The 15212-nt window shown below is 48.4% G+C and carries 8 protein-coding genes; all 8 read left to right on the top strand.

Translation table 11 applies throughout. The features are described 5' to 3' along the window. Positions 1-644 precede the first annotated feature (644 nt). Positions 645-2432: an alpha-L-fucosidase gene (locus tag VM802_RS18125; RefSeq protein ID WP_325533083.1), complete on the top strand. Its 1788-nt coding sequence runs from the start codon at positions 645-647 to the stop codon at positions 2430-2432. Positions 2433-2453: 21 nt separating this feature from the next. Beyond that, positions 2454-4610 (top strand): alpha-galactosidase, encoded by a 2157-nt coding sequence (locus VM802_RS18130; RefSeq protein WP_325533084.1) that lies wholly within the window; start codon positions 2454-2456, stop codon positions 4608-4610. Positions 4611-4646: 36 nt separating this feature from the next. Next, a complete protein-coding gene (locus tag VM802_RS18135) occupies positions 4647-5990 on the top strand; it encodes an alpha-L-fucosidase (protein ID WP_325533085.1) in 1344 nt (447 codons plus the stop codon). A 128-nt stretch (positions 5991-6118) separates the two neighbouring features. Beyond that, positions 6119-7579 (top strand): sulfatase family protein, encoded by a 1461-nt coding sequence (locus tag VM802_RS18140; protein WP_325533086.1) that lies wholly within the window; start codon positions 6119-6121, stop codon positions 7577-7579. A 344-nt stretch (positions 7580-7923) separates the two neighbouring features. Continuing rightward, the gene (locus VM802_RS18145) at positions 7924-8526 is read left to right on the top strand and encodes a response regulator transcription factor (RefSeq protein WP_325533087.1); all 603 of its coding nucleotides are present in this window, start codon (positions 7924-7926) and stop codon (positions 8524-8526) included. A gap of 372 nt (positions 8527-8898) precedes the next feature. Then, positions 8899-11385, top strand: coding sequence for a glycoside hydrolase family 2 TIM barrel-domain containing protein (locus VM802_RS18150; protein WP_325533089.1), 2487 nt, complete (start codon positions 8899-8901; stop codon positions 11383-11385). Next, complete coding sequence (locus VM802_RS18155) at positions 11385-13913, top strand: glycoside hydrolase family 95 protein (RefSeq protein ID WP_325533091.1); 2529 nt, start codon at positions 11385-11387, stop codon at positions 13911-13913. The genes VM802_RS18150 and VM802_RS18155 overlap by 1 nt, the downstream gene beginning before the upstream one ends. Then, positions 13910-15212: alpha-L-fucosidase (locus tag VM802_RS18160; RefSeq protein ID WP_325533093.1), on the top strand; the 1303-nt coding region annotated here is incomplete at its 3' end. The genes VM802_RS18155 and VM802_RS18160, both read left to right, overlap by 4 nt.

The raw sequence follows: 15212 nt of genomic DNA on the forward strand, positions 1-15212 counted from the left end.
ATCAATACTTTCTCCCTGAAATGAAGCAGCCAGGATGTTTCCTCCTGAAATCTCAGGGGCTTACAGCCCGCGTCAGTACTAGATTAGCGGAGTATACGTGGACTTGATACGGGGATATCCCGCGACTGTGCGGTAGCTGGATCAAATATTAGAGCGAGGAGGAATATATATAGCTTCCATACAAAAGTAGTTACAAGCTTAGCCCGGAGGGTAGGAGGAGCTAGTTATTTCAACCTGCTATTATATTACAGTGTGGATTTTATGGAGGAAGATGATAACCAGGTACAAACAAAAACCCTTGCTGGTGACAAGTCAGCAAGGGCGTATTTAAAAACATTCACATGCTATCTGCAGCAATACAGGGGCGGCTGTCAGATTGATTTTGAATTCTAGCCTAATAATAATTTATAATAAACTGATATTATTTTCTGGTGTTAATGCTTGATGCGCCAGTATTTCTAACGCATATCGAAGTTAATTCTTCCCCCTGGTATAATTAGTTAAGCATTGGTTAACGCACGTGCCGTGTTCGGTTGGCACTGGATTATTGTAGCTTTTTCCCTTTCCCTGATAGCTTTTTCTGAATATGTTGCAGATGCCGTTATGAATACATAATTTTTATGGCTGCTAATAATTTGCGCGTTATGTTACGAAGAACTAGTCTTATCCTTTTACTTACTTGTCTATTCCATTACTTACGGGCGCAGGATATGCCTGATATGTGGGGATCTGCCACAGCAAAGGATGCCCATCCTGGCCTGCAATGGTTCCGGGATGCTAAATTCGGTCTCTTTATTCACTGGGGGCTATATTCCAAACTTGGTGGCCGTTGGAAAGACAGCAGTTACTACGGCAGCGGCGAATGGATTATGAATCGCGCCAAAGCGCCGGCAGCGGTATATGCTGAGGTCGCCCGCACGTTTAACCCTATGGGCTTCAATGCCGCTGAATGGGCTGCCATCGCAAAGGAAGCCGGTATCCGTTACATGGTGGTCACCGCCAAACATCATGAAGGTTTCAGCATGTTCGACTCCAAAGTAACAGACTTCGATATCGTTGATGCTTCTCCCTATAAAAAGGATCCGATGAAAGAACTTGCCCGGGCTTGTAGTCAACAGGGCATCCACTTCGGATTCTACTATTCCCAGTTTCTCGACTGGCATGAGCCGGATGGCGGGGGCAACGACTGGGACTTCAATACAAAGAACAAAGACTATCAGCGGTATTATCGCACCAAGTCAGTTCCGCAATTGAAAGAACTCCTTACTAACTATGGTCCACTCGGGCTCGTCTGGTTTGATATGCCCGGAGGACTCACACCTGCGCAAACCAAACAAATGATAGACAGTCTGCGCCTACTGCAGCCCGGTTGCCTCTTCAGCAGCCGCGTAGGACACGACCTCGGTGATTATCGGGACTTCGGTGACTCGGAAGTGCCGCCGGTACCTATTCCCGGCGCATGGGAATCGATCTTCACACACAATGATTCCTGGGGCTATATTCAGCACGATCTTAATTTCAAATCCCCGCGGGAAATTATTCATTTACTTTCCAACGTTGCATCAAAAGGGGGGAACTTCATGCTCAACGTAGGGCCTGATGGAAACGGCGAATGGCCTTCCTATTCCATTCAGTACCTGAAAGCAGTAGGCAAGTGGCTGAAAGTATATGGCGAAAGTATCTATGGTACTACATACGGACTGATTCCCGCACAGCCTTGGGGCGTAACCACCAGTAAGCCAGGAAAGCTTTACCTGCATGTATTGCAGATACCTGCCAACCGGCAACTACGTGTGCCCGGTGTGTCTGCAAAAGTTAGCACAGTGAAGATGCTCGGCGGCAATACCTCCCTCACCTGGAAGCAATCCCCGGAAGGAATTATAATACAGTTGCCTGTAACGTTGCCAGATACACGAAATACAGTGCTCGTGCTGGAATATAGCGGCAAACAACAGGATCTGTCGCAGTTGCGTACACAGACTGTCAGCAACCAGTATCCACAGGCAGAAATACCATCTGTATGGGCTGTTTACAATGGCGCTGCGAAAAACAAAGTGTTTACTTATTCCCATTACTTCGGTGACTGGAAGCATGATAACTGCGCCACCGGAATGACAACGCCGGAAGATGCCTTGATATTCCCGCTGGAAGTACAGGATGCGGGTGACTATAAGATCATACTTGACTATTCCTGTGAACCGGCCAGCGCTACCCAGCAGGGGCTGGTTACCCTCAATGGGCAACGGTTGCCTTTCCTGACACTGAACACTGGCACGTTCAGCAGCAACAAACCTATGATGTTTATCCAGCATGCTGTTGGTATAATGCATATAGACAAGGCCGGTAAGCAGAACCTGACAATAAAACCGGCAGCAGGTAATAACAAGGAACTTTTCAGGTTAAGGAAGGTTATCCTGCAGCCTGTACAATGATTATAAATCGAATAGTGATAAATGAAAAAAGCAAATGCACTTGCCCTGGTGGCAAGCCTCTGTTCCACAATACTGGCGGCCCAGACGAAGCCGCCGGCGAAAGACTGGCTAATCGATAACAGCAGCTATAAAGCCGCCGTTACAGAAAAGGGAAACGATATCACGCTCAACAACGGATTGCTGAGCAGGAGTTTTCGTGTAACCCCCAACGTGATATGCACCGATTACCGCAACCTGACAAGCGGTGAACAATTGCTGCGCGCCGTAAAACCGGAAGCACGTCTGGTGATTAACGGGCATGACTACATGATTGGCGGCGCATACGGACAGCCGCAGAACGCTTATCTGTTGCCTGCCTGGCTGGACGGGCTCAAATCCGGCAAGCAGGATTTTATATATGCGGGCCATGAAGTAACAGCCCTGTCGCCTTATCTGAATTGGAAACCGCGCGGATGGTGTGCTAATCCGCAGCAGCCTCGCGGTAAAGCGCTCATTTTCACTTACCGTGCGCAGGCGCCTGAGCTGCAAGGCGTTACAGTGAAAGTCCACTATGAAATATACGATGGTATCCCATTGCTCACAAAATGGCTGGAAGTACAGAATAGCAGTAATGAAAGCATGCAGCTCAACCAGGTGGTGAATGAAATATTGGCAACACCGGAGGAAGAATCTGCAGTGGTAGGCGCTGTGGATCAGATGCGGACGCCGCACGGTATCTACATTGAAAGTAATTACACTTTCAACAACGCCATGAAAGCGAATCTTAGTGATCAGACCACTCACTGGAAAACAGATAGCACCTACACTTCGCAGGTGAACTATGATTTCCAGACGCCCTGCCTGCTGGAAGTGCACCCTAAAATACCAGTAGGTATCAGCCTTGCGGCTGGTGAGCATTATGCGTCTATACGTACCAACGAATTGCTGATTGATGGATACGACCGTGAACGCAATGGTCTTGCCCAACGTCGTATGTACCGCACTATTGCGCCCTGGACCACACAGAATCCCATCTTTATGCACCTGGTAACCAGTAATCCTGAAAAGGTGAAGCTGGCCATTGATCAGTGTGCGGCTACCGGTTATGAAGGTGTAATACTCAGCTTCGGCAGCGGCCTCAATATGGAAGATTCCAGCGCCGCCAATGTGGCTAAATATAAAGCACTGGCGGATTATGCACATAACAAACAAATATGGCTGGGAGGATATTCCCTGTTTTCGAGCAGACGTGTCAGTGATGAGGACGATGTTATTAATCCGGCTACCGGCAAGCCCGGCGGCGCTTTCTTCGGAAATGCGCCCTGTCTCGGCAGTAAGTGGGGGCTGCGCTACCTGGCCTCTATCCGGCGCTTTATAGAAGCAACGGGCTTCGATATCTTTGAGAATGATGGCCCCTATCCCGGTGATGTATGTGCATCTGTAACGCATCCGGGGCATACAGGCAAGGATGACTCACAGTGGAAACAGATGGAGTTGCAGAAGGGATTGTACCGTGATCTGAATGCAAAAGGCGTATATATCAATGCGCCAGACTGGTACTTCCTGGATGGTACCAATAAAATAGCATTGGGTTATCGCGAAGTGAACTTCTCATTGCCCAGGGAGGAGCAGCTGGTACTGAATCGCCAGAATATCTTTGACGGCACCTGGGAAAAAACGCCGGCGATGGGCTGGGGATTTGTGCCGCTCACACAATACCATGGCGGCGGAGCCAAAGCTACACTTGAACCACTGAAGGATCATCTGGATGCGTATGAGCAGCTGATGATGCAATACTACGGCGCCGGAGTACAGGCATGTTACCGTGGACCGCGTTTATACGATACCGTCAGCACGCAGCAGCTGGTGCGCCGTACTATCGACTGGTACAAAAAATACCGCAGCATCCTGAATGAAGATATTATTCACCTGCGCCGTCCTGATGGCCGCGACTGGGATGGTATTATGCACGTGAGCGCTACACTTCCGCAGAAGGCATTGGTGATGCTCTATAATCCAACACAGGCACCTGTAACACGCAATATAGCTCTACCGTTGTATTATGCTGGCCTTACGCAATCGGTGCGTATACGAGAGAAAGAAGGCGCGGCAAAGACGTATACACTTGACCGTAGTTATACCGTACATATTACTGTAACCATCCCAGCTGCCGGCTATACCTGGCTGGTGGCAGAGTAATCAACCTGAATCCAGGAATCTAAAAAACTAATCAGCATGAAAAAACTATTGTATTGCACGCTCACCTTATTGATGTTCCTGTCGCAGGCACAGGCGCAGGAGAAAAAGATCTTTAATGAAACCGACCAACAGAAGGAGAAAAGGCTGGGCTGGTGGATCAACGACCGCTTCGGTATGTTCATTCACTGGGGGCTGTACGCACTGCCTGCCCGCCACGAATGGGTAAAGCACAACGAACGGATTACAGACAGCGCTTATCAGAAGTACTTCGACAACTTCAACCCCGATCTCTATGATCCCCGCGAATGGGCGCGCATGGCCAAGGCGGCGGGCATGAAGTATGCAGTGATCACAACCAAGCACCACGAAGGATTCTGTCTCTTTGATTCAGAGTACACAGATTACAAAGCCACCAAAACCGGTGCAAAGAAGGACCTGATCAAGGAATGGGTAGATGCTTTCCGCGCTGAAGGATTGAAAGTTGGGTTTTATTATTCACTGATCGACTGGCATCATCCTGATTTCACAATCGACCGGGTACATCCGCAGCGCCCTAATGACCCAAAAGATTATGAGAAGCTGAACAAAGGCCGTGATATGGCGAAATACCGTACTTATCTGCATAACCAGGTAAGGGAGCTGATGACGAAATATGGAAAGATAGACATTCTCTGGGCTGACTTCTCTTATCCTGGTGATCATGGCAAGAATCATGATGACTGGAATTCAATGGACCTGATAAAAATGATCCGTAAGCTGCAGCCTGGCATTCTTATCAATGACCGTATGGATCTTGGTGAATATGAGGATGGCGGCGACTTTGTAACGCCGGAACAGTATAAAGTGGCAGAATGGCCTACCCGCAACGGAAAGAAAGTACATTGGGAAACCTGCCAGACCTTCTCGGGTTCATGGGGGTATTACCGTGATGAAACCAGCTGGAAGGATAACAAACAGCTGCTGGTGCTGCTGATCGAAACCGTGAGCAAGGGCGGTAACCTGTTATTGAATGTGGGCCCTACTTCCAGGGGATTGTTCGACAGCCGCGCACAGGACAGACTTAATGGGATGGGTGAGTGGATGAAGGTGAACGGCCGCTCCATCTATGGATGTACCCAGGCGCCTGAAGGTATTCAGCGTCCGGAAAATACGCTGCTGACATACAACCCGGAAACAAAGCGCCTGTATGTGCACTTGCTGGATTATCCGTTGCAGCGCTTCGAGCTGCCCGGTCTGAAAGGCAAAGTGAAATATGCACAGTTCCTGCACGATGGCTCTGAGATAAAGATGCATGGCACCGACAAAGGAGACCTCGCGCTGGATATGCCTGTACGCAAGCCTGATGCAGAGATCCCCGTTATAGAGCTGGTATTGCAATAAACATAGGAAGCGTTGCTTCTGCAAAGCTGCTCCCGTCAGGGGGCAGCTTTTTTTATACACAGGTATATAAAGTATTCAGGAAGATATATATTTTTATAGGCACCATTTCTTTTTGTTAAACATAGTTGATGACACGCATCTTTCAATTCTTCATTATACTTTTTACTGCGGGCATTACATGCAGCTTTATACCGCCGGTTCCGGCGGATAAGAAGCCTAATGTGGTGATTATTTTTATGGATGATATGGGATACGGGGACCTGTCGTGTTACGCAGGTACGCCTTGGCAGACGCCCAATATCAACAAGCTGGCTTCCCAGGGTATGCGTTTCACTTATTTTTATGTGGCGCAGGCGGTATGTTCAGCTTCCAGGGCGGCGCTCCTCACTGGCTGCTATCCCAACAGAGTGGGTATCAATGGCGCCTTGTGGCCTTCCGCTCCCATTGCGTTGGATACCAGTGAGCAAACCATTGCAAATGTACTGAAGCAACAGGGTTACCATACCGGTATGGTGGGTAAATGGCATCTGGGTTCAAAGCAGCCTTGGCTGCCCCTGCAACATGGGTTTGATGAATACCTTGGCTTGCCTTATTCCAACGATATGTGGCCGGTGCATTATGATGGTGTGCCCTATGCAGACACGTCTTCCAATCCCCGCAGGAAGTATCCGCCACTGCCACTGATAGAAGGTAATACGCCGTTGAAATATATCCGTACACTGGACGACCAGGCAACCCTCACCACACTGTATACTGAGCGGGCATGCCGCTTTATCAAAGCGAATAAGAAACAACCCTTTTTTCTCTACCTGGCACACAGCATGCCACATGTGCCCATTGCAGCTTCCGGCAAGTTTAAAGGAAAGAGCGGAGATGGATTGTTCGGAGATGTGATAGAAGAAATAGACTGGTCTGTAGGACAGGTATTGAAAGCGCTGGAAGAAAATGGATTGTCAGATAATACCCTGGTGATATTCACAAGTGATAATGGTCCCTGGTTATCGTATGGCAATCATGCCGGAAATACAGGCGGATTGCGGGAAGGCAAGGGTACGTCATGGGAAGGCGGTATCCGTGTTCCCTGCATTATGCGCTGGCCGCATAAAATACCCGCCGGTGCTGTATGTAACAAGATGGCCGCCACTATTGATCTGTTGCCAACGATAGCCGGATTGTGCGGTGCAAAGCTGCCTGCCCGCCGGATCGACGGACTGGATATTAAGAGCCTTATGTTGAATGAGCCAAATGCCAATCCCAGGGATGAACTCGCGGTGTACTATGGTGTGAATAGCCTGGAAGCTATCCGGAAAGGACCATGGAAACTTGTATTGCCGCATAAGTCTCGTACCTATAAGCTGAACCTGCCAGGTTACGATGGTTTCCCGGGCGCGCAGCCGGAGGTGAAAACAGAGCTGGCGCTGTATGATATGCGTCGTGATCCCGGTGAAACACTGGACGTGCAGCGGCAATTTCCAGAGGTGGTAAAAGACCTTATGAAGATTGCGGAAAGGTATCGTCAGGATCTCGGAGATGATCTTTCCGGAGTAGAAGGAAGCGGAAGAAGAAACGCTGGGAAAGTACGAATGTGATATATGTAATTTAATATAATTTGTTTTAAGGACAGACTTGAAGACACAACAATTGATTGATATTTAGATTATTACGGTTTTTGTTAATCCACCATATTTTTGTATTTCACCACGTTATAACTATGATTTAATGATAATATAAAACAATTTGTATATTAGTATTTATTGAAAAACCATATACGTATCCGATTGACTGCTGCTTGTATTTGTTTCAAATTTGTTTGGGGTATGGAAACCGTGTGAACTTTCCATTATAGTAATTTTTTTAACCATACCAGCTTTCCAGATTTGCATTTACAAGGAAAGATTTTCATACGAAATATGCATAACCCAAAAAGAATAATATGAAAAAAGTGCGGCCTATTAATGCTGGTTATTTAGGAGAGTCGAATGTTTTTGAAGTTGCAGCATTGCACAGCGAATCAACGAATGTGTTACAACAATTAGCTAAAGATATCTGTAACCTTGTTTTTATGGATATAGAGATACCCGGATTGACTGCGATAGAGGCTGCCAGCATAGTAAAAGCTGCTTATCCTGATATAAATGTGATTTTGCTGACTTTGAATGAGAAAGGAGAGTCCCTGAAGCAGGTGCCCGTTTTAGAAGATGGGTTTGAGGTGGAACATATCCCACCTGTATCCTTGTCGGAATTTATTTCGCAGGTATATGAAACTGCATTGCAATCCAACATGGTTGCGGTGAATAAAGTATTGGCGTTTTTCCGGAAAGAGCGTCCGGTCAGTAATGATCTCTATGGGTTGTCTCCACGTGAGCGGGAGATCCTGAAATGCCTTGTCAGTGGCGATACCTACAAACAGATCGCAGAACATTGTCACATCAGTGTAGGTACAGTAAGGTCACATATCATGAACATTTACCGCAAACTGGATGTCAACTCGAGATCAAATGCAATTGTAAAAGCCATGAAAGAGCAACTCGTATAATAACCCGTCACCATCCCCGGACGTTATGTGAAACTATGCTTCTGCCATGCAGCCTGACCTTGCCCGGAAAAAAACACCGATAAAAGGCAAAATAATAGTGAAGGTTATGCAACCGTTTGCATAACTTTCACTATTATTTTTTTGCAGGCCCATCCTGCGGGAAATACGAACGTTATGAAAGCTGGAAAAATTCCACAGGACCAACAGACAAAGTAGCAGACTACAGCGCGGACAGATCAACCTATGTGATACCTGAACCATTCCGCTGGGAGGCATTAAAACGCCTCATCCAGGATGGAAGCAGATAAATTACGGTAACGGTTATACGTAATTATCCAGGCTCATCAAAGCAGCAAACGGAAAGGTTATAATATGAAAAGAAGTGGATTTCTGATAATAGTGTTCAGCATAGTCCTGTACTGTCTCCCGGCAACCAGTCAGCAGTCGGTGCGTATCACCCAACCATGGGAATTTCTCAGAAGTGATCTGGGGGGCATCTGGGAAGCCGTAAGACCCGCCGCAGCCGGTAGTCCGGAGTCAGTGCCCATCTGGCAACAGGTTACATTGCCTCACTGCTTCAACGCCTGTGACGCGGTAGATCCTGATGAAAACTATTACCAGGGTCCCGGATGGTACAGAACCATGCTGGATTTCAGAAACCCGTATGCTAATGGCCATACATTGCTCCATTTCGAGGGTGCCGGGCAAAAGACAGCCGTGTATATATACACGACAAAGGTTGCTTCTCACACAGGCGGCTATGATGAATGGACGGCAGACCTCACAACTGCGATAGCAGACTTTCTCAAAAGTCCTGAGGCAAAGCGCTTTAAAGGGAAGGTGCCGGTATCTATCCGTTGCGATAATTCCCGTGACCTGGAAATGATTCCATCCTCCATGTCGGACTTTAATGTATATGGGGGTTTGTACCGCTATGTGAACATCGTATATGCGCCAGCGTTATCATTTGAAACATTTCATGTGCAGGCGCAGACAGACGCTGCCGGCAAAGGAGGAGAACTGACCATCAGCGCATCCTTTAGTAATTACGGCAATACCACAGCTGCCAAACTGGAACTGTGTATCCTTGATCCTCAGCATAAGACTGTCAGAGAGATCAAACTGCCTGTCAGCATCGCTAAAGGGAAACAACAACTGGCATGCGTCTCCCTAAAAAAACCATTTCTGTGGTCTCCTGGCCAACCTCAGTTATATACTGTTCAGGCAAAACTGATAACAGATACAGATACCGCAGCGTATAGTACCCATACCGGTTTCAGGCACTTTGAGTTTATAAAGCGGGGCCCATTTCTGCTCAACGGAAAACGGTTACTGCTGCGTGGCACGCATCGTCATGAAGATCACGCAGGCGTGGCTGCGGCTACGACAGAAGACATGATACGCCGGGAAATGATTATGATAAAACAAATGGGCGCCAATTTCATTCGTCTGGGGCACTATCAGCAGTCGCGCACTGTGCTGGATATGTGCGACAGCCTGGGCATACTGGTATGGGAAGAAATTCCCTGGTGCAGAGGCGGGCTTGGCGGGGATATATACAAAGAACAGGCGCGCCGTATGCTCAGGAACATGCTCAGCCAGCATTATAACCATCCGGCAGTAATCCTCTGGGGGCTTGGCAATGAGAACGACTGGCCCGGCGACTTCCCGGAATTCAGCAAGGAAAAGATCCGCAGTTTCATGTCGGAGCTTAATACAATGGCGCATCAACTGGATAGTACACGTAAGACAACCATACGGCGTTGTGATTTTTGCAAAGACATCGTGGATGTGTATTCTCCTTCAATCTGGGCGGGCTGGTATCGTGGGCGGTATACAGAGTACAAGCAGGAAAGTCTGAGCGAAATTGCTAAAGTGCCGCACTTCTTTCACGCAGAATGGGGTGCAGATAGCCACCAGGGCAGATTTGCAGAAGAGCCTGAAAAATTTATTCAACAGGTGGTCACAGGTAAAGGCACAGATGAACGAACCGGGGACTTTGCGCTTACCGGCGGTAATGCACGCGCCTCCAAAGATGGTGACTGGTCTGAGTCTTACGCTGTGAACCTGGTAGACTGGCACCTGAAGGAACAGGAGACCATGCCGCAGCTTACCGGTACTGCGTACTGGGTGTTCAAGGACTTTTCCACACCGCTGCGCCCTGAGAACCCTGTACCTTATGTAAACCAGAAAGGCATTGTAGCCCGCGATCTTACACCCAAGGAGATATTTTATGTATTCCGTTCTTACTGGGCTGAAGAGCTGATGGCGCACATTTATGGCCATAATACGCCTGTCAGGTGGGGGAGGGAAGGAGAAGAAAAGGAGATCCGCGTGTATTCCAATGGCCCTGAGGCGGAGTTGTGGGTGAATGGTAAGAGCTTAGGCATCAGAAAGCGTAACAGTCAGGACTTCCCGGCTGCCGGGCTTCGATGGAAGACATCATTAAATAACGGCGTCAATCAAATCAAAGTAATAGCGCGCAATGGCAAACAAACCGTTACGGATACACTTAACTGGCAGTATCAGACGGCACAATGGTCGAAGCCGGTGAAGCTGCTTGTGGAAAGCGGAGCGTTGACAGGAAATATTTTCAGGATAAGGGTAAAAGCGGTGGATATCAACGGCGTATTATGTCTGGATGCGGCCAATCTGATAACATTCTCGCAGGCTGGTAACAGCATACTGCGTGATGACCTGGGCACTGTGGGCGGCTCCCGGAAAGTGCAGTTGGCCAACGGCATGGCCAGTATCGATGTAGAAGCGGGGGAAGGAACATCTGTAATTGCTGCTACCAGCGTGGGGCTGGAGTCCGGACTTGCAATTATAAAATATCATATTGATAATAAAACACACTGATGATAAAGTATTTCACCGGAGTTGGGCTGTTGCTCGTAACTCTTCATGTACGCGGATTACAGCCAGCGGATTCTTTACTGAAGCTATGGTATAAACAACCTGCAACGCAATGGGTAGAAGCCCTGCCCATAGGTAACGGCCGTATCGGGGCTATGGTATTTGGCGGCGTGCAACGCGAAGAGCTACAACTCAATGAGGGATTTCTTTGGTCCGGTACGCCACGTAACGGAGATAATCCGCTTGCTAAAACAACGCTGCCTGAAGTCCGCAGGCTGCTGGCAGAAGGGAAGTATATGGAAGCTAATGCGCAGGCGAAGAAGATGATGGGTACTTACAGTGCGCGTTATCTGACACTTGGCAGCCTGTTCATCAGCAATGATATTCCGCAGGAAGCTGTTGACTATAAACGGGAATTAGACCTTAACAATGCTATTGTCAGGGTTACTTATACGGCTAACGGTGTCGGTTACACGCGGGAAGCGTTTATAAGCTATCCTGCCCAGCTGCTGATTGTGCGATATGCCGCCAGCAAACCAGGGGCGCTGCATTTTCACACCGTGTTTGCTAACCCGATGCCTCATACCAATAAGGTGATCAACGACCATTACCTGGTAATGAAGGGAAGGTGCCCGGAATATGTGGCTGCGCGACCTTATGAGTCTAAACAGATCGTTTATGGTGATAAAGGCATTAATTATGAAGTGCATCTACAGGCACGTACTACAGGTGGGAAAATTAAAGCGGATACTGCAGGGATAAGCGTTGCGGGAGCTTCTTCCGTTGTGTTGCTGGTCTCTGTCGGTACCAGTTACCGGAATCCTGGGGACTGGGCTGCGGATCCTAATGCTGCAGCTGCGGCGCCTTTGAAGCGGTTGCAATCTACAGCATACGATGCATTGCGTCAGGTCCATATCGCTGACTATCAGCAGTTATTTCATCGTGTGGGGCTTGATCTTGGAACAGACGGCGGCGAAAAATTGCCTACTGACCAACGTCTGAAGGAGTATACATCGAATGGCGGCAACCGTGATCCGCAGCTGACTACGCTGCTGTATCAGTATGGCCGCTATCTCATGATTGCGGGATCGCGTAAGGGAGGACCAGCCATGAGCCTGCAAGGATTATGGAACAAAGAGATGCAGCCACCATGGGGATCCAACTATACGATCAATATCAATACAGAAATGAATTATTGGCCATCGGAACCTGCTAACCTGTCGGAATGTGGACAACCGCTGTTTGAGTTCGTTAAGCGGATGGCCAGACGCGGACGTGTAACCGCGACTGTTAATTATGGTGCAAGGGGCTGGGTGGCTCATCATAATACAGACATATGGGCTATGACCAATCCGGCAGGAGGTTTTGATTTCAGCGATCCCAACGGCAAGGCGCAATGGGCAATATGGCCTATGGGCGGCGCATGGCTTTCCCGTCATCTCTGGGAACACTATCTGTATACCGGTAATAAGAAGATGCTTGCGCAGGCTTATCCTGATCTGAAAGGTGCAGCTGAATTTATGCTCGACTGGCTGATTAAGAATGAAGACGGACAATGGGTTACGAGTCCGTCCACATCTCCCGAAAATACATTCTTTGTTGATGGTAAAAAGGAAGGCACCGTAAGTATCGCTTCTACTATGGATTTGTCTATCATTCATGATCTCTTTACCAATACGCTTCGTGCCGCAACTGTATTGAATACAGATGCAGATCTGCGTATGCGTATACAGGAGAAGATGAAGGATATGTATCCGTTTCATGCAGGGCAGCACGGACAGTTGCAGGAATGGTACAAGGACTGGGATGATCCGAAAGATACACACCGGCATGCATCCCATGTGTATGGACTGTTTCCTGGCAACTTCATCAATCCGCGCAGGGACTCTGTGCTATCGGCAGCGGCTAAACGCAGTTTGTTGTTGCGTGGTGATGGTGGTACCGGCTGGTCCAAATCATGGAAGATCAACTGGTGGGCCAGGCTGGAAGATGGCAACCATGCCTATACGATGCTGAATAAGCAGTTGTTCCTGGCTGGCAGCCAGGAAGTAAGCGTGGCAGACAACAGCGGCGGTTCGTATCCCAATCTTTTTGATGCACATCCGCCTTTCCAGATAGATGGCAATTTCGGCGTTACCTCTGGTATTACAGAGATGTTGCTGCAAAGCCATGACGGCGTATTGCATCTGCTTCCCGCCCTGCCTGATATATGGGCTTCAGGATCTGTGAGAGGATTAAAGGCAAGAGGTGGTTTTGAAGTGGACCTGAGCTGGCAGAACGGGCAACTTACACATGCTGAGATACGTTCTGCAATAGGAGGTAACTGCCGTATCCGCACGGGCAGAGAAGTGACGGTAAATGGGGCTATCGCGAAAAAAGCTGCTGGGGGTAATCCGAATCTCTTCTATCAGTTGCCGATTCCTGTAAAAACAGTTGTGAAAGATCCATCGAAGCTGCCGGCATTATTACTGAAAACAACTTATGAGTATGATGTGCCTACAGCCGCAGGAAAAAGTTATGAAATCCGATGAATAAGATCTGTTTTATTTTAAGTATAGCCGTCAGTTTTATATCGTCATTTGGGGCTACTGCGCAGGTGAAAGGTGATGATGATGGTATCCTGGCGCAACGTGCTGTTACGCGCGACAAAAGTGCTATAGATACTGCTGTGGATGGCTGGTGGACGGTGTCCATGAAAGCCCATGAAAGCCGCATCGCGTGGTGGCGGGAGGCTCGTTTTGGCTGTTTCATTCACTGGGGCGTATACTCCACAGCCGGTGGTGAATGGAATGGTAAGAAAGTAGAGGGCTACTCTGAGCACCTGATGCGCAAAGAAAGAATAAGCCGGCAGGAATATGCTGATAAACTGATTGGTCATTTCAACCCAACGGAGTTTGATGCAGAAGCCTGGGTGCGAATGATTAAAGCTGCGGGCATGCGTTATCTGGTTATTACTGCCAAGCATCACGATGGTGTAGCGATGTATCCTACGGTTATCAGCGATTATAGTATAAAGAACAGTCCTTTCCGCAAAGATCCAATGGCGGCCTTATCTGCAGCTTGCAAAAAGTATGGCATCCGTTTCGGGTTTTACTATTCACATGCTTTCGACTGGGAACATCCTGATGCGCCAGGTAACGATTGGGATTATGATAACCCCGGCGGAGACAAAGGGCTGCATGGAGGCGCTAATTGGTATGATGTGCATCCGGAGCTGCTTCCGAAAGCCGTGAAATATGTGAATGAAAAAGCGATTCCGCAGATACAGGAGTTACTGCGTAAATATCATCCGGATATTTTGTGGTTCGATACGCCGCATAAATTGCCGTTGAGTGAGAATATCCGCATTTTGCAGGCTATCAGGGCTGTGGATAACGGGGTGGTGGTTAACGGCCGGCTTGCGCGGAGCAGTGCCATATCTTTTGGCGATTATAAGAACACAGCAGACAGGCCGGCAGAGTTCTATCCTGTAACAGGGGACTGGGAGGCGATTCCAACCACCAATGAATCGTATGGATATTCCCGTTATGATAACAGCCACAAACCGGTGGCTTTCTTTATCCGGTTGATGGCCAAAGCCGCGGCCAGAGGCGGTAACCTGTTGATGAATATCGGACCGGAAGGTGATGGTACGATAGATCCCCGCGATACAATTATCCTGCATGGTATCGGCGCCTGGATGAAACAAAATGGAGAAAGTATTTATGGCACTACCGCAGGTCCGCTGCCTTTGCAACCCTGGGGGGAATGTACCCGTAAAGGCAATAAGCTATTCCTGCATGTATTCCACTGGAGGCCGCAGCTATATGTGGGTGGTCTGGAAAGTACTG

The organism is Chitinophaga sp. (assembly GCF_035538455.1).
Classification (GTDB): Bacteria; Bacteroidota; Bacteroidia; order Chitinophagales; family Chitinophagaceae; genus Chitinophaga.